Annotated in this window: 16 protein-coding genes; 5 read left to right on the forward strand and 11 right to left on the reverse strand. The window is 71.2% G+C overall.

All coding sequences use genetic code 11. The features are described from left to right. Window positions 1-3: 3 nt before the first annotated feature. Complete coding sequence (locus BJY18_RS12755) at window positions 4-891, reverse strand: transketolase family protein (RefSeq protein ID WP_184780177.1); 888 nt, start codon at window positions 889-891, stop codon at window positions 4-6. Then, window positions 891-1574: a thiamine pyrophosphate-binding protein gene (locus BJY18_RS12760; protein WP_184780178.1), complete on the reverse strand. Its 684-nt coding sequence runs from the start codon at window positions 1572-1574 to the stop codon at window positions 891-893. Before BJY18_RS12760 ends, BJY18_RS12755 begins: the two co-directional genes overlap by 1 nt. A 53-nt stretch (window positions 1575-1627) precedes the next feature. Here BJY18_RS12760 and soxR point away from each other — a divergent pair, with 53 nt between their 5' ends. Continuing rightward, window positions 1628-2089: a redox-sensitive transcriptional activator SoxR gene (gene soxR / locus BJY18_RS12765; protein ID WP_184780179.1), complete on the forward strand. Its 462-nt coding sequence runs from the start codon at window positions 1628-1630 to the stop codon at window positions 2087-2089. A 278-nt stretch (window positions 2090-2367) separates the two neighbouring features. Here soxR and BJY18_RS12770 read toward each other — a convergent pair whose 3' ends face one another. Further along, window positions 2368-2943, reverse strand: coding sequence for a TetR/AcrR family transcriptional regulator (locus tag BJY18_RS12770; RefSeq protein WP_184780180.1), 576 nt, complete (start codon window positions 2941-2943; stop codon window positions 2368-2370). 209 nt (window positions 2944-3152) lie between these two features. Here BJY18_RS12770 and BJY18_RS12775 point away from each other — a divergent pair, with 209 nt between their 5' ends. Beyond that, on the forward strand, window positions 3153-5336 hold the full coding sequence (locus BJY18_RS12775) for an MMPL family transporter (protein WP_184780181.1): 2184 nt from the start codon (window positions 3153-3155) through the stop codon (window positions 5334-5336). Window positions 5337-5494: 158 nt separating this feature from the next. Here the strand turns inward: BJY18_RS12775 and BJY18_RS12780 are convergent, their stop codons facing one another. Genes BJY18_RS12780 through hisD form a run of 5 tightly spaced genes read right to left on the reverse strand, consistent with a single transcriptional unit; the run spans window position 5495 to window position 9172 of the window. Beyond that, on the reverse strand, window positions 5495-5653 hold the full coding sequence (locus BJY18_RS12780; protein WP_184780182.1) for a CG2302 family histidine operon protein: 159 nt from the start codon (window positions 5651-5653) through the stop codon (window positions 5495-5497). Between the two features lie 50 nt (window positions 5654-5703). Next, window positions 5704-6102: a DUF2255 family protein gene (locus BJY18_RS12785; RefSeq protein ID WP_221457705.1), complete on the reverse strand. Its 399-nt coding sequence runs from the start codon at window positions 6100-6102 to the stop codon at window positions 5704-5706. Window positions 6103-6106: 4 nt separating this feature from the next. Then, window positions 6107-6706, reverse strand: a complete 600-nt coding sequence (hisB, locus tag BJY18_RS12790) for an imidazoleglycerol-phosphate dehydratase HisB (RefSeq protein ID WP_184780183.1) — start codon at window positions 6704-6706, stop codon at window positions 6107-6109. Further along, window positions 6703-7812, reverse strand: coding sequence for a histidinol-phosphate transaminase (locus tag BJY18_RS12795; RefSeq protein WP_184780184.1), 1110 nt, complete (start codon window positions 7810-7812; stop codon window positions 6703-6705). The genes hisB and BJY18_RS12795 overlap by 4 nt, the downstream gene beginning before the upstream one ends. A gap of 37 nt (window positions 7813-7849) precedes the next feature. Continuing rightward, a complete protein-coding gene (gene hisD, locus BJY18_RS12800; protein WP_184780185.1) occupies window positions 7850-9172 on the reverse strand; it encodes a histidinol dehydrogenase in 1323 nt (440 codons plus the stop codon). Between the two features lie 83 nt (window positions 9173-9255). Here hisD and BJY18_RS12805 point away from each other — a divergent pair, with 83 nt between their 5' ends. Beyond that, window positions 9256-10086 (forward strand): carbon-nitrogen hydrolase family protein, encoded by an 831-nt coding sequence (locus BJY18_RS12805; protein ID WP_184784593.1) that lies wholly within the window; start codon window positions 9256-9258, stop codon window positions 10084-10086. Between the two features lie 157 nt (window positions 10087-10243). Here BJY18_RS12805 and BJY18_RS12810 read toward each other — a convergent pair whose 3' ends face one another. Continuing rightward, window positions 10244-11146 (reverse strand): NADP-dependent oxidoreductase, encoded by a 903-nt coding sequence (locus BJY18_RS12810; RefSeq protein ID WP_184780186.1) that lies wholly within the window; start codon window positions 11144-11146, stop codon window positions 10244-10246. Window positions 11147-11313: 167 nt separating this feature from the next. Here BJY18_RS12810 and BJY18_RS12815 point away from each other — a divergent pair, with 167 nt between their 5' ends. Then, on the forward strand, window positions 11314-12018 hold the full coding sequence (locus tag BJY18_RS12815; protein ID WP_184780187.1) for a S1 family peptidase: 705 nt from the start codon (window positions 11314-11316) through the stop codon (window positions 12016-12018). Window positions 12019-12113: 95 nt separating this feature from the next. On the opposite strand, the gene BJY18_RS12820 is transcribed toward BJY18_RS12815, so the two are convergent. Together BJY18_RS12820 and BJY18_RS12825 are read right to left on the reverse strand one after the other, a co-directional pair. Then, window positions 12114-13577, reverse strand: coding sequence for a class I adenylate-forming enzyme family protein (locus tag BJY18_RS12820; RefSeq protein ID WP_184780188.1), 1464 nt, complete (start codon window positions 13575-13577; stop codon window positions 12114-12116). 112 nt (window positions 13578-13689) lie between these two features. Next, the gene (locus tag BJY18_RS12825; protein ID WP_184780189.1) at window positions 13690-14652 is read right to left on the reverse strand and encodes a hypothetical protein; all 963 of its coding nucleotides are present in this window, start codon (window positions 14650-14652) and stop codon (window positions 13690-13692) included. Between the two features lie 636 nt (window positions 14653-15288). Here BJY18_RS12825 and BJY18_RS12830 point away from each other — a divergent pair. Then, window positions 15289-15510 (forward strand): hypothetical protein, encoded by a 222-nt coding sequence (locus tag BJY18_RS12830; RefSeq protein ID WP_184780190.1) that lies wholly within the window; start codon window positions 15289-15291, stop codon window positions 15508-15510. Window positions 15511-15679: the final 169 nt, after the last annotated feature.

Raw genomic sequence — 15679 nt, forward strand, 5'->3', positions numbered from 1 at the left:
GGCTCAGCGGAAGAACTCCTTGAGGGACAAGGCGATCGAGCCCGCGTCGAGCCCGTGCGCGAGGTCGTGGTCGGCGAGCGTGCCGTAGATCCGTACCTCGCTCTCGCGCAGGGTGCCGAGGCTCAGCAGCCGGTGCGGCAGGTCCGCCAGCGCTTCGGACGCCTGGTATGCCGACGTGCCCCGCAGGTAGGGCTCGACCAGTGCGACGTCCGGCGCGCCTGTCACCGCGGCACGCAGGCCGGCGGCGTCGAACGGGCGCACAGTGGAGGTGTAGAGCACGGTCACGTCGAGGTGCTCGGTCGCCTCGAGCACGCGGTCGAGCATCGGCCCGACCGCGACCACCACCCCGCGGCGGCCGTGGCGCAGCGCCTGCAATCCGACGCCGAAGTACGGGGAAGCGTTCTGCTGCGCGGAAAGCCGGAGGTACACGCGGTCGTCGCCGGGCACCGAATCGAGCAGCAGCCGGCGGGCCTCCTCGGGATGCCCGGGCACGTGCACGTACCAGGACGGCAGCGAATCGATCAGCGCGACGTCACCCGGCGCCTGGTGGGTCCGGCCTTCGGCGGGCATGTCGTAGGACGCGCCGTAGGAGACGAGCACCGCGCCGAGGTCCTGATGACTCAGGTCGAGCTTGATCTGTTCGAACGCCCGCTCCACGAGGAACGGGGAGAAGGTGTGCACGATCGGCCGCAGCCCGGCGAGGGCGAGTCCGGCGCCGGTGCTCACCAGCAGCTGCTCGCGGATCCCGACATTGAGCACCCGGTGCGGATGCCGCCGCGCGGCGCCGGCGAGCTGGGCGGCGGAGATGTCCGCGAGCACCACCGCCGTGTCCGGGTCGGTGTCCAGGATTTCTTCGGCGGTGGTGAGGAAAACCTCTCGCATGTCCGGCATCAGTGCCCGCCTTTCGGTGCCACGACGGCGACCACGGCGAGCGGCCGGCCCGCATGGTCGGTGGTGAACGCGTCGTACAGCGCTTCGTGGTCGCGACCGGAAACGGTGCGCACCGCCCAGCCCTCAATTTCGAAGCGCCGCGCGATGCCGCCCGGCCAGCCGTGGGTGGAGGACTGATTGTCGATGAGCACCGTGGTCAGGTTGTCCAGGCCCATCCGCCCCGCAACGACGATCGCCTCGTGGTTGGAGCCCTCGTCGAGCTCGGCGTCGCCGACCAGGGTGACCACCCGCGCGTCGCGGCCTTGCGCACGCAGGCCGGCCGCCGTCCCCAGCGCGATCGGCAGGCCGTGTCCGAGGGAACCGCTGGAGATTTCGACGCCCGGCACGCGGGCGCGGTCGGGATGGTGCCCGAGCCGGGAACGGACGGAGCTCCAGTCGGCGAGCTCCGCCTCGTCGAGGAATCCCTTCGCGGCCAGCACCGCGTAGTAGGCCATCGGGCCGTGTCCTTTGGACAACAGGAAACGGTCGCGGCCCGGATCGTGCAGGGTCTCCGGCGTCACGCGCAGCACGCGGTCGAACAGCACCCACAGAACGTCCACCGTGGACTCCGCGGCCGCGTGGTGCTTGTCGTCGCCGGTCATCAGGGAAATCAGCCCGGGCAACCGGGTTCTCGTGGTGCTCATGCCCTGACGATGCAACCTCGACCAAACTGTAGGTCAAGCGCTAACCTGGACCAATGACGAGGTTGGCGGAGAAGCTGAGCATCGGGCAGGTCGCGGACCGCAGCGGGGTTCCGCACACTGCCCTGCGGTTCTACGAGGAGAAAGGCCTGATCAGCTCGGAACGCTCGGCGGGCAACCAGCGCCGCTACTCGCGTTCGGTACTGCGGCGGATCGCGTTCATCCGCGCGGCGCAACGGGTGGGGCTGTCGCTCGAGGACGTCAGCGCGGCACTGGAAACCCTGCCCGCAGAACACGCCCCGACGAAGGCCGACTGGGCCCGGCTCTCGCGGGAATGGCAGACCGAACTGGACGCGCGAATCGATGCACTGCAACGCCTTCGTGACCGCCTGACCGGCTGCGTGGGCTGCGGCTGCCTGTCCCTGCGCGGCTGCCACCTCTACAACGCCGACGACGAACTGGCCCGCTTCGGCCCGGGCGCGAGCAAACTGCGGCCCCGGCTGGAAGGCGGGATCTGAGCCCGGATCCCGCTCAGGACAGGGTTTCCCTGGCGACCCGGGCAGACGAGGCCCATGGCTGCTGCGTCCGACGGACAACCCGCGGCAGGGGCAGCATCGACCGGAGTATCGCCGCAAGGTACGGCAGCGCGCCCGGATCCGCCGGAGCTGTCACGCCGGAAACCACTCGCGGGTGCCGGCGGGCTCGGCACTCCACCGGCGCGATCACCGTCGGAACCCGCTCGCAGTACCGGCAATTCTTCCACCGGCGGAACGGTCCCGGCCGCCCGCCCCCACGCTCAGTCGTGATGGCGCCGGGGGCGGCCGAGCAGGCGGCGGCCCACGTCGATCAGTTCGTGGCGCAACGTTTCGTCGTCCAGCTCGGCCAGGTCGGGCGAGCCACCTGCCATCGCGACGCCGGTGAGGGCGACCATGGCGGTCACGCGGGCGGTCACGTCCGGCTCCGGGCCGGCCAGGATGCCGATCAGCGCGTCCTTGAAGCCTTCCATGCCGTGCGCCGACTTCGCGATCGCGCGGTTGATGCCGGGGTCACTGGAGAACAGCGCGACCAGCACGCGGTGCCGCACCACCAGGTCCACGAAACCGTCGAGCAGGTGGTCCACCTGCGCACCCCGGCGGCGGTGCCGGGCGGCCTCCACCACGAGCAGATCCAGTTCCCGGATACCGGGTTCGGCCACCGACTCGGTGATCTCCGCCTTCGTCTTGAAGTGGTAGTACACGGCCGCCTTGGTGACACCCAGCGCGTCGGCGATCATCTGCAGCGACGTGCCCTCGACACCGTGTTCGGCGAACAGCCGCAGCGCCGTGCCGAGCAGCCGGGTGCGGGTGTCCTCGGCCGGGACCGCGGTCGTCATCGTGCCTCCTCTGTGAAACGGAGGGAGCGTACGTCACCGCCACACGGCCGGGCAAACCACGATCACCTGCCGATCGGCAGGGAAAACACTTGCCGTGCGGCTAGTCACACACTAGCCGATCGGCTTGGCACCCGCCTTGCCGAACGGCTAGCTTGGGTCTCACTGAATCGTGTGACGAAGGCCCTGTTCGGGCGAAACGGAGACGACTCGTGGCGACCTTTCTCTACCGGCTCGGCAGGCTGTCGTTCCGCCGCCGCGCCCTCGTCACGGCCGTATGGGCGGCCGTGCTCGTGGCGCTCGGCGTCGGGGCGCTCACGCTCTCGGGCAAGCTGTCGGACTCGGTGACCATCCCGGGCACCGAATCGCAGCAGACCATCGACCGGCTGGCGGAACGGTTCCCGCAGGCCGCGGCCGGTGGCGGTACGGCACGCGTGGCCATCGCCGCGCCGGACGGGCAGTCGGTCATCGATCCGGCCGGGCGGGCCGCGGTCGAATCGGTGGTGGCGAAGCTGAAGGCGGCACCCCAGGTGGCCACCGTCGCCGATCCGTTCCAGGCGAAGTCGGTCTCCCCCGACGGGCACGTCGCCCTCGCCCAGGTGAGCTACCGGGTCCTGGGCTACGAGCTGACCGACAGTGACCGGCAAGCCCTGCTTTCCAGCGGTGATCAAGCGAAGCAGCAGGGGTACGAGGTCGAGTTCGGCGGGGACGCTGTCCAGGGCATCCCGGAAACCGGCGCCACCGAAGGTCTCGGTGTCGTGGTGGCCGCGGTGGTGCTGATCATCACCTTCGGCTCGCTGCTGGCCGCCGGTATTCCGCTGCTGACGGCGCTGATCGGCGTGGGCATCGGGATGGCGGGCATCCTCCTGGCCTCCGGGGCCACCGAGCTGAATTCGAACACCCCGATCCTCGCGTTGATGATCGGTCTCGCGGTGGGCATCGACTACGCGCTCTTCATCGTCTCCCGGTACCGGCACGAACTCCACGAGGGCCGAGAACCCGAAGAAGCCGCCGGCCGCGCCGCGGGTACCGCGGGGTCCGCCGTGGTGTTCGCCGGGCTGACCGTGATCATCGCGCTGGCCGGGCTCACCGTGGTCGGGATCCCGTTCCTGGGCCAGATGGGCGTCGCCGCCGCGGTGACCGTCGCGATCGCCGTGCTCATCGCGCTGACGCTGCTGCCCGCCGTACTCGGGTTCGCCGGCGCCCGCGTGGCGAGCAGCCGGATCCGGGTGCGCCGCAAGGTGAGTGAGCCCTCGCACGGGGAACGCTGGGCACGGTTCGTCGCCCGGCACCGGCTGCCGGTGCTGCTGACCGCGCTGGCCGGGCTGGCCGTGGTCGCGATCCCGGCCCTGAGCATGCAACTCGGCCTGCCCAACGACAGCACGGCGGCACCGGAGACCAGTCAGCGCAAGGCCTACGATCTGGTCAGCGAAAGCTTCGGCGAGGGCGCGAACGGACCACTGCTGGTCGTCGTCGACACCGGGCCGAACCACGATCCGCAGGCACTGCAGCAGGCGACCGCGGGGATCAGGACCCTGCCGGACGTGGCCGCGGTGACCCCGCCTCGGGTCAACACCGCTGGCGACACCGCCCTGTTGACCGTGATCCCGAAGAGCGGGCCGAGCAGTACCCAGACCGAGGACCTGGTCGCTGCCATCCGCGCGCAGTCCGATCCGCTGCACGACGCGACCGGCGGCAGCCTGTCGGTGACCGGCCAGACCGCGGCCAACATCGACGTGTCGCAGAAACTGTCCGACGCGATGCTGCCCTACCTCGGGCTGATCGTCGGGCTGGCGTTCCTGTTGCTGATGCTGGTCTTCCGTTCGGTGGTCGTGCCGCTGAAGGCCACGCTGGGCTTCCTCGGCTCGGTGGTCGCGACGTTCGGCGCGGTGGTCGCGGTGTTCCAGTGGGGCTGGCTGAGCGACCTGCTGGGCGTCGAATCGACCGGCCCGATCATGAGCATGCTGCCGATCCTGCTGATCGGTGTCCTCTTCGGACTCGCGATGGACTACCAGGTGTTCCTGGTGACGCGGATGCGTGAGGAATACGTGCACGGCGCGGATCCGCAGGAGTCGATGGTCACCGGGTTCCGGCACGGGGCACGGGTGGTCGTGGCGGCCGCGCTGATCATGATCTCGGTGTTCGCCGGGTTCGTGCTGGCCGAATCGTCACTGATCCAGTCGATCGGCTTCGCGCTCGCGTTCGGCGTGCTGGTCGACGCGTTCGTGATCCGGATGACCGTGGTGCCCGCAGTGATGTCGCTGCTCGGCCGCGGTGCCTGGTGGCTGCCGCGCTGGCTGAACCGGATCCTGCCGAACGTGGACGTCGAGGGCGAGGGCCTGACCCGCAAGCTCAACGCCCCGGACGACGACGAACGGGAACTGGCCCGGGTGTGACGGCCCCGGCAGGCCGGCCGGGATTCCGGCCGGCCTGCCGGGCTCGAGCCTTCACGCGGCCGAAAGACTCAGCCGCCCACAAACCTCACTGGCCGGTTCGCCGGACTCAGATCGAGCCTTCGCGCGGCCGGCGGCCTCACCGGCCGGGCGGTGCGTCCTCAGCCGGCCAGCCAGGCGATCGCACCGCCGACGGCGAGCAGGGCCGCGACGCCGAGCGCCACGGCGACGAACTTGGCCGTCTTCCAGGTCGAGTAGACCCCGCCGATCAGAAAGCCGCCGAGCGCCAGCAGCAGGACGGCGATCACCTCTTTGCTCACCCGGCCAGCGTGCCACACCCCGGCCGCAGCGAAGACGAGGCCTCCCCGCGCTACTGCCGGTCAAGCCTCAGTGTGGTCTCGACGGCCGTGGCGCTCACCATGGATTCCGCTCCGCCGTGGCCGTACTTGGCCCGGTAGACCGCGTCGACCTCGACGGTGACCCCGGCCGAGGCGGCACCCACGTCCTCGATGGTGACCGCGGCTTCCAGGCCCGGCACGCGGATCCGCGCTCGCCGGGTGCGCAGCGCCTGGCCGAACCAGCCGGTGTCGCGCCGATACCACGTCCGCACGTACACCTGGCCTCCGGCGGATACCACCCAGATCGGCACCCACCTGCGCAGGCTGCCGTCGCTGCGTTCGACCGCGATCTCCAGCTCCGCGGCCGCATCCAGCAGCCGCAGCTCGTCCGGCGACCAGGCGCCGCTCATCGTCTCGCCCTCCTCGGCCACCGGGTCAGAGCACGCCCTTCGTGGACGGGATGCCGCCCGCGCGCGGGTCGGGTTCGGTCGCCGCGCGCAAGGCACGGGCGACGGCCTTGTACTGCGCTTCCGCGATGTGGTGCGGATCGCGACCGTGCACGACGCGGACGTGCAGGGCGATGTGCGCGTGGAAGGACAGCGAGTCGAACACGTGCCGGTTCAGCACGAACGGATAGTTGTTGCCGATCGTGAAGGTGGCGAACTGGTCCGGCTCGCCGGTGTGCACGCAGTAGGGCCGCCCGGACACGTCGACCGCGGCGTGCGCCAGCGTCTCGTCCATCGGGATCCACGCGTCGCCGAACCGGCGGATACCGCTCTTGTCACCCAGCGCCTGGCGCAGCGCCTGACCGAGCACGATCGCGGTGTCCTCGACGGTGTGGTGCGCGTCGATGTGCACGTCGCCGGTCGCCTCGACCTTCAGGTCCAGCGAACCGTGCACGCCGAAGGCGGTGAGCATGTGGTCGTAGAACGGCACGCCGGTGCTGATCTCGACAGCTCCGGTGCCGTCGAGGTCCAGCTGGACCAGGATGGCGGACTCCTTGGTGGTGCGTTCCACCTTGCCGATGCGGCTCATCGCGTGACTTCCTTACTGGCTTCGAGGAAGGCGTCGTTCTCTTCCGGGGTGCCAATGCTCACCCGCAGGTGCTCGTCGATGCCCGGATCGCGGACCAGCACGCCGTGGTCCAGATAGGACTGCCAGGCCGCCTTCGGATCGCGGAACCGGCCGAAGAGGACGAAATTGGCGTCACTCGGAACCGGGGTGAAACCCAGCCCCAGCAACGCTTCCAGTACCCGATCGCGCTCGGCGGCGAGCTTGTGCACGCTGCCGAGGGTGGCGTCCGCGTGGCGCAGCGCGGCCCGCGCGGCGGCCTGGGTGAGCTTGGAAAGGTGATACGGCAGCCGCACCAGCGCCAGCGCGTCCACCATGGCCGGTGCCGCGGCGAGGTACCCCAGCCGTCCGCCGGCGAAAGCGAAAGCCTTGCTCATCGTGCGCGAAACGATGAGCTTCGCCGGGAACTCGGCGATCAGCTCCACCGCGCTCGGCTGCGAGGAGAACTCCGCGTACGCCTCGTCCACCACCACGAGCCCGGGCGCGGCCTCCAGCACGCCGCGCAGCTGCGCCAGCGGGATCGACCCGCCGGTGGGGTTGTTCGGACTGGTCACGAACACCAGATCCGGCTGCCGCTCGCGTACCGTCTCGGCGGCCTGCTCGGTGTCCAGGGTGAAATCCGCGCGCCGTGGCACGGGCACCCAGTCGGTGCGCGTACCGGACGCGATGATCGGATGCATCGAGTACGACGGCTCGAACCCGAGCGCGCTGCGGCCCGGGCCACCGAAGGCCTGCAGGATCTGCTGCAGGATCTCGTTGGACCCGTTGGCCGCCCACACGTTCGCCTCGGACAGCACCACCCGCGTGGACACCGTGAGGTAGTCGGCGAGGTCAGTGCGCAGCGCCACCGCGTCCCGGTCCGGGTACCGGTGCAGCGACGCCGCTTCGGCGCGCACCGCCTCGGCCACGTCCGCCACCAGCTCGGGCGGCGGCGGATACGGGTTTTCGTTGGTGTTGAGCCGGACCGGCACGTCGAGCTGCGGCGCACCGTAGGGCGTCCTGCCCCGCAGGTCCTCGCGCAACGGCAGCTGCTCGAGGGTGACGTCGGCGCCGGGAATGGCGGAAGTCATGCCACCTCCGAGGAAAAGCGTACGTCGATGGAGGTCATCAGCGGTCTCCTTCGAAACGGGCGGTGACGGCTTCGCCGTGTGCGGGCAGGTCCTCGGCGTCCGCGAGCGCGACCACCCGGGGAGCGACCTCACGCAGCGCGTCCTCGGAGTAGTCGACGACGTGTACGCCCTTGAGGAAGCTCTGCACGGACAGTCCCGAGGAATGCCGGGCGAACCCGCCGGTGGGCAGCACGTGGTTGGAGCCGGCGCAGTAGTCGCCCAGCGACACCGGGGCGTACGCGCCGACGAACACCGCGCCGGCGTTGCGCACGCGGGCGGCGACCTCGCGGGCGTCCGCGGTCTGGATCTCCAGGTGCTCGGCGGCGTACGCGTCCACGACGCGCAGTCCATCGTCCACAGTGGACACCAGGATCACGCCGGACTGCTTGCCACCCAGTGCTTCACCGACCCGTTCGGAATGCTTGGTGGCCGCGACCCGGGTGGTGAGCTCGCGCTCGACCGCGTCCGCGAGCTGCTCCGAAGTGGTGACCAGCACGCTGGCCGCGAGCGGATCGTGCTCGGCCTGGCTGATCAGGTCGGCCGCCACGTGCACCGGGTCGGCGGTCTCGTCGGCGAGGATCGCGATCTCGGTGGGCCCGGCCTCGGAGTCGATGCCGATGGTGCCGCGCACGAGGCGTTTGGCCGCGGTGAGGAAGATGTTGCCCGGGCCGGTGACGATGTCCACCGGGGCCAGCTCGGCACCGTCGGTGTCGGTGCCGCCGTAGGCGACGAGCGCCACCGCCTGCGCACCGCCGACCGCCCACACCTCGTCGACGCCCAGCAGCGCGGCGGCGGCCAGGATCGTCGGGTGCGGCAGACCGCCGAACGCCGCCTGCGGGGGCGAGCACACGACCAGCGACCGGACGCCGGCCAGCTGCGCCGGGACCACGTTCATCACCACGGTGGACGGGTAGACGGCCAGCCCGCCCGGTGCGTACAGCCCGACGCGCTCGACCGGGACCCAGCGCTCGGTGACCGTGCCGCCGGGGACCACCTGGGTGGTCACGTCCTGGCGGCGCTGGTCGGCGTGCACCTTCCGGGCCCGCGCGATGGACTCCTCGAGCGCGGCCCGGACCTGCGGGTCGAGCGCTTCGAGCGCGGTGGCCAGCTCGGCCGCGGGCACTCGGACGGTCTCCGGGCGCACCTTGTCGAAGCGCTCGGTGAACTCGAGCACCGCGGGCACGCCCCGGTCCCGCACCGCCTCGACCACCGGCCGGACCTGATGCAGTGCGGCGTCGACGTCGTATTCGGCGCGTGGCAGCACGGCACGCAGTTCGGCGGCGGACGGGACCTGCCCACGCAGGTCGGTGCGGTTCAGCATGGTCACCAGGGTACGAGGTGGCTTTCACGCGCCGGGCGGGGATACTCGGTGGTGACCAGCTGTCCCCGGACGAGGAGGCCACTGTGCCCCGGATCGCGTTGTGCCAGCTCACCTCGGGCGACGATGCGGAGGCCAACCTGGAGTCGGTGCGGGCCGCGGTGGCGTCCGCGGCCGCGGACGGGGCGCGGGTGGTGGTGTTCCCGGAGGCCACCATGGTCCGGTTCGGCCGTCCGCTCGCACCGGTCGCCGAGCCGCTGGAGGGGCCGTGGGCGTCCGCGGTGGCCGAGGTCGCGCGGGAGCACGACGTGCTGGTGGTCGCCGGCATGTTCACCCCGTCCGGCGACGGGCGGGTGCGCAACACGCTGCTCGTCACGGGCCTCGGGCAGCATCTGGGCTACCACAAGATCCACCTGTACGACGCGTTCGGCTTCGCCGAATCGGACACCGTGGCCCCGGGCTCGGAGCTGGTCACCTTCGAGGCCGACGGCACCGTGTTCGGCGTCGCGACCTGCTACGACCTGCGGTTCCCCGAGCTGTTCCGCCGGCTGGCCGACGACGGTGCGGACGTGCTGCTGGTCCCGGCGTCCTGGGGAGCCGGCGAGGGCAAACGCGAGCAGTGGGAGCTGCTGGTCCGCGCCCGCGCCCTGGACTCCGGCTGCTGGGTGGTGGCCTGCGACCAGGCCGACCCGGCGGCGACCGGCCTTCAGGTCAACCCGAAAGCCCCAACCGGCATCGGCCACTCCCTGGTGGCCGACGGCTTCGGCCGGGTGACCGCCGCACTCGGCGCCGCCCCGGAAACGCTGCTGGCCGACGTGGAAGCGGCCGCGGCGGTCCACGCCCGCGACACCACCGGGGCGCTGGCCAACCGGAGGCTGTCCGGCGGCCTGGTGGGAACGGCCGGCCGGTTCGGCTGAACAGCCCGGGCACCGGAGGGCCCGGCTCCCCCCAACGACCCGGCCGGGTACGGCTCGAGCCGGACACGGGGCTCACCACCGCTTCGGACACCCGACGCCCGGCCGGCAGTCACGCCGTCGACCGTCCAGGGAGCAACCACGTCGACCCCGGCCCACGTCACCCGGAAACCAGGACCAGCTTTCCCCGCACCCGCCCCGATTCGCCGACGCGATGGGCCTCCGCCACCTCGCTCAGCGGGAAGGTCTGGCCGACCGGCACGGTGAACCGGCCGGACTCGACCAGCTCGCCGATCCGGGCCAGTACGTACAGCGCGCGGCCCGCGTCGCCGCGGCTGAAGCGGACTCCGTGCTGTTCGGCGCCGGCGAAGTCGGCGAGGGTGACCACCCGGTCCGGGCCGCCGGCCAGTGCGATGAGTTCCGGCAGGACACCGCTTCCGGCCACGTCGAGCGCCCGATCCACCCCGTCGGGTGTCAGCGCGCGAATCCGGTCCGTCATCCCGGCGCCGTAGGCGACCGGCTCGGCACCGAGGGAACGCAGGAAATCGTGAGTGGCCGGACTGCCGGTGCCGATCACGCGCGCGCCCCGTGCCACCGCGAGCTGGACTGCCGCGCTGCCAACGCTTCCCGAAGCGCCGTTGACGAGCACTGTGCGGCCGCTCTCGACGCCCAGTTGGTCGAGGGCGCGCGCGGCGGTCTCGATCGCGGACGGCAGCGCGGCGGCCGCGGCGAAGTCGAGTGCCGGCGGGATGGGCGCGTAGTGCGACAGCACCGCGAGCTCGGCCTGCGCGCCGGCGACGGCGGAGAACCCGAACACCCGGTCTCCCACCGCGACGTCGGTGACGCCCGCGCCGAGCTCGTCGACGATGCCCGCCGCTTCGTGGCCCATGGTCTGGGGGAGCTCCTGGTCCATCAGGCCCTGGCGTTTCTTCCAGTCGCTCGCATTCACCCCGGCGGCGCACACGACGATCCGCACCTGTCCCGGACCGGGACGCGGATCGGGGAGATCCACGAGCTCGAGCACCTCCGGACCGCCGAACCGGCGGAATGCGGCTGCCTTCACGACTTGCTCCGTCCTCCCGGAACACCGGCGTTGTCACCGGCTGCCGCCGTCGGGACTGCTCCGAACGGCCTACTACCGACGCCGGTCACGAACCCGACTTCAGTAGGTTATCCGGTTTCCAAGATCCACCTACGGTGGGGAAATCATCCACTACCGGAGGGAACTCCATGCGTTTGGCTAAGACCGTTGCGGTGGTCGTCGGGGCCGCAGCCGCGCTGGGTGTCGGGGTCGCCGCACCGGCCAGTGCCGGTCCCCTGATCATCGGCGGGGACACTGTGGACTCCGCGCCCTGGGGCGCCCAGGTCTTCTGGGACGACCAGACCGAGTACGGCGGCTTCGAGTGCTCGGGCACGATCATCGACGCGCAGTGGGTGCTCACCGCGCAGCACTGCCTCAATGAGCCGGGCATGCACGTCAAGGTCGGGGACGTCGCGCTGGGCCAGGGCACCGAGGTGGCGGTGGACCAGCAGGAGGCCTCGCCGAACGGCGACATCGCCCTGCTGCACCTGGAGTCCGCTGTGGACACCACGTTCATGAAGCTCGCCGACGCCGACCCGGACGAGGGCGCCACCAACCAGATCTACGGCTGGGGCCGCACCGAGGGCAACAGCCCGCCCTCGGACACCCTCAAGACCGCCGACGTGGAGGTGACCGGCAGCAGCACCGACGCGTTCAACGGCAAGGCGATCGCGAGCAAGGGCGTGACCGGCGCGTCCTGGCACGGCGACTCCGGCGGCCCGCAGCTGGCCGACGGTGTGCAGGTGGGCGTGTGCTCCACCGGCGAGAACTCGGGCAGCGACAAGAACGGCACGCAGAACTACGCCAGCGTCGCCAGCAGCCGCGACTGGATCAAGCAGACCGCCGGCGTCTGATCCCCACCGGCGAAACCCCGTGCACCACATCGGAATTCCGATGTGGTGCACGGGGTTTCGCTGTTTTGCGTGCCTTTCTCGGTGGCACGCGAGGGTCAGCGCAGCGCGAGCAGTGCCGTCTTGTCCGGTTTTCCGGCTGCTGTCACGGGAACTTCGCCGATCACGGTGAACGTCGCGGGTACCGCGGCCTCCCCCAGCTCGGCCGCCACCGTCGCACGCAACCGGTCCGGGTCGGGTGCCCGGCCGGGAGCCGCGACGACGAAGGCGTGCGCTGCCTCCCCCGTCCGCTCGTCCGGCGCGGCCACGACGTAGGCCTGGTCCACGTCCTCGTGGGAAGCGAGGGCGCGTTCGATCGGCCCGGTGTAGTGGATCACCGCGTTCACGATCACCACGTCGCGCGATCGTCCGGTCAGGTGCAGGAATCCGCGCTCGTCCAGCTGCCCCACGTCCTGGGTGCGGACCCAGCCCGCCGACCGGACCGCCGAAGTCTGCGCCGGGTCCCGCCAGTAGCCGGCGAACGCGGTGGACGTCCGGACGAAGACCTCCCCCGAGGCCCCGGCAGGCAGCACGGTGCCCGCTGCGTCGCGGATCTGCACTTCCACGCCCTCGCAGGGCAGGCCGACCGAAGCCAGGGCCGGCGGATACGCAATCACGTCCGCGGCGCTCAGCACCGTCAGCTTGCCGGTCTCGGTCTGGCCGTAACCCTGGCGCAGGGCCGGGCCGATCCGGTCGAACGCCTCCGCGAGCAGCCGCGGTTCCACCGGCGAGCCCGCGACGGTCAGCATCCGAAGGCCGGACAGGTCGACGTTCTCCTCGCGCAGCACGTCGAGGATCCGGTAGAGCCGGGGCACCGTCACCAGCGCCGCGGTCACGTCCAGCCGCGGCAGAATCCACGGGAAGTCCGGCAGCGCCTCCGGAATCACCACGGTGCCGCCGGCGAGCAGGCAGGCCTGCAGGTGCATCACCATCACCGCGCTGGTGAGCGTGCCGAAGAGCAGGAACCGCCGGTACTCTTCGGCCAGCTCGGTCTCCGGCTGGCCCCGGTGTTCCACACCGAGCGCCGCGAGCGCGCCGAAATCGAACGCGACGCCCTTCGGCACTCCGGTGCTGCCACTCGTGAACACCACCCAGCCGAGCTCGCCCGGTGTGCCCTGCGGTACCGGTTCCTCATACGCGGCAAGCAGTTCCGGGCCGATCCGGAGCATCGTGGCCGACGTCGCGGCGCGCAGCCGCGTGCTCTCGGACGCCTCGTCGACGACCACGGCGGCCACTCCGTCCAGCACCGCCTGGAGGTGCTCCGGCGGCAACCCGGCACGCACCCCCACCGCCCGGCACCCGAGCGTCTGCACGGCGAGCTGCGCGGCCCATCCCTCCGGTGTGACCGCGGTGGCGAGGCCGACGCCGTCCCCGGGACGCACCCCGGCCGCCCGCAGACCGGCGGTCAGCCGGCCGACCAGCTCGAGCACCTCGCCGCGGGTGACACGGCGAGGACCGTGCTCGAACGCCACCGCGCCCGGTTCCCGGCGCAACGCGTCCAGCAGTGCCTGCGGATACCCCATCGTGGCCGTCCTCCTCGTCGCCCGGACCCTCCTGGACAAGGAGTACCGCAGAGTTCTCAGAATCCCCTCAGTGCGTCGGCCGGAGCCGGTGACGCCTCCGCGGCTCCGGCCATCACACCTCCATTGCCCGCAGCGCCGGTTTGGCCGTCCGCACCGACAGCACCGTCCCGGTCGCCACCACGACGAGCAATGCCGCCACCGCGGCCAGCGTCCAGAAGTCCGGCCGCACTATCGACTGGCCACGCAGTGCCTGCCAGGTGACGATCGCGAGCGTGCCCGCGTAGCCTGCGGCCGCGGTCCGGACCAGACGACGTCGCACCACGTCGCCGGACAGCGCCGGAAAACGCCGGGCCAGCACGACCAGTCCGAACGCGATCAACGGCAGTACCTGGATCGCGTGGATTCCGAGGAAGTGCGGGATGCGCAGATCCCCGCCTGCGGTGCTCCAGCCCAGCAGTGGCAAGCCGGGGCCGCCATCGGCAAGTCCTACTGTGTGAGCACCGACCGTGGACGGCTTCACCCCCTCCGCGTACACCGCCTTTTGCCCGGGCGTCGCGCTGAACATCAACAGCGCCAACCCCATTCCGGTAGCCGCGAGTGCGGTTCCCCAGCGCAATGCCGACGTCAACGCGCGGTCCGGCAGCTTCTGGAACAACAACAGCACCACCACCGCCGCGGTCGCTCCCCACGCGGTGAACGCTCCGGTGGCGAGGAAGTTGTTGATCTGGATGTCAGCAGGCGTCGCCGTGTTGAAGTGCAGCGTGCGGGCGCGGAAGATCACCTGCCACGCCAGCAATACCATGTCCGTACCGATGCCCACCGTGAATACGGTGCCCAGCCACCAGCCCACCCGCCTGCCACGGCGCAGCAGGGACAGCAGCCAGGCCAGGGTGAGCGCGTACATCCCCACCGAAATCGCGAACTTGAACGGTTTGGCCCAGATCGGTGCGTTGACGAGGGTGCGGTGATCGACGAGCAGCCCCACCGTAGACGCGGCCAGCAGCAGTGCCATTGCCGCGGCCAGCACCACCAGCGGGCGGTGCAGCGTGCGGAGTACGGGTCCCCAGTCGGTCATGCTGCCAGCGTTGTCCACAGCGGGCAGGCAAGCACTGGTGTCCGCCCGCCTGGCTCGGGTAGGGCTCTCCCCACCGCACCGGCTGCCGGCAACAGTGCCGTCACGGCAGCGAAGGGCGCGCTGCCTTGCCCGGAAAGGGCTACTGCGGTGGTTGGCGGACCTCTCCGGCGAAACCAGGATCCGTTGCTCGCCAGTGGAGACCCACCGGAGAACCCCCGCACGAGGTGATCGCTTTTGCGGCAGCGTTCGCCGTCATCGGTTCCCACCGTTGTCCCGAACCGGTCTGATCCGTACGGGTTCGAACCCCGAAGGCCGCCGGCCCCGGGACCGGCCACGGCGGAACGCGGCCACGCCGATTCCCGCGGCAACCGCGACGACCACTGCACCCACGACGGTCATCCCGGCCGCGACATTCCCTTCCGGAGGGGACTTCGCAGGCACCGGTCCCGCCACCGGCAAGGCCGATCGCTCAGCCGGCGCGCCATGACCGGCCACAGTGGATGGAGACGCCCAGGGCACCGTGATCTGGGTATCGACACGTCCCCGGCCCCGGCGTGGCACGTGACCATCGGACGGCGAGTGGGAAGCCGTCAGGGTCGACCGGTTCACGACCTGGCGTCCCGCAGGGACCGCCTGTTGAGTGCCGACGAGCCCGGCCGCGATCGTGCCCGGGTTGTCGCAATCGCCGTCGGTGGTGCGGGCCCCGCCGACTACCTGCCCGGCGGCGAACTGACCGTCGGCCTGGCCGGCACCCGTACCGAGCACCAGCTGGATCCCGCCCCTGGTGACCGGCCACAGCCGGGGCGGATGCACGGGCCGCTGTCCCCGCGGCATCGCACCGGAGCAGGTACCGGATAAATTCGGGCAAGTGGCCGCGCCGGCCCACGCAGCCACACCGGCGGACGTGACCACCTCCTCGGATCCCGTCGCGCCCGAAGGTCCGGCCGAAGCCGGCAGACTCAACGCGACCAGCCCGGCCGCCGCCGCGGAAGCGAGTCCCCGCACGCTGGTCACCTCCCGTCGTTTT

This window comes from Amycolatopsis jiangsuensis (assembly GCF_014204865.1).
GTDB classification, from domain to species: domain Bacteria; phylum Actinomycetota; class Actinomycetes; order Mycobacteriales; family Pseudonocardiaceae; genus Amycolatopsis; species Amycolatopsis jiangsuensis.

Coding starts and splice junctions, on each gene's coding strand:
- BJY18_RS12755 (WP_184780177.1), bottom strand. CDS start 891: ATGCCGGACATGCGAGAGGTTTTCCTCACCACCGCCGAAGAAATCCTG.
- BJY18_RS12760 (WP_184780178.1), bottom strand. CDS start 1,574: ATGAGCACCACGAGAACCCGGTTGCCCGGGCTGATTTCCCTGATGACC.
- soxR (WP_184780179.1), top strand. CDS start 1,628: ATGACGAGGTTGGCGGAGAAGCTGAGCATCGGGCAGGTCGCGGACCGC.
- BJY18_RS12770 (WP_184780180.1), bottom strand. CDS start 2,943: ATGACGACCGCGGTCCCGGCCGAGGACACCCGCACCCGGCTGCTCGGC.
- hisB (WP_184780183.1), bottom strand. CDS start 6,706: ATGAGCCGCATCGGCAAGGTGGAACGCACCACCAAGGAGTCCGCCATC.
- BJY18_RS12795 (WP_184780184.1), bottom strand. CDS start 7,812: ATGACTTCCGCCATTCCCGGCGCCGACGTCACCCTCGAGCAGCTGCCG.
- hisD (WP_184780185.1), bottom strand. CDS start 9,172: ATGCTGAACCGCACCGACCTGCGTGGGCAGGTCCCGTCCGCCGCCGAA.
- BJY18_RS12815 (WP_184780187.1), top strand. CDS start 11,314: ATGCGTTTGGCTAAGACCGTTGCGGTGGTCGTCGGGGCCGCAGCCGCG.
- BJY18_RS12820 (WP_184780188.1), bottom strand. CDS start 13,577: ATGGGGTATCCGCAGGCACTGCTGGACGCGTTGCGCCGGGAACCGGGC.
- BJY18_RS12825 (WP_184780189.1), bottom strand. CDS start 14,652: ATGACCGACTGGGGACCCGTACTCCGCACGCTGCACCGCCCGCTGGTG.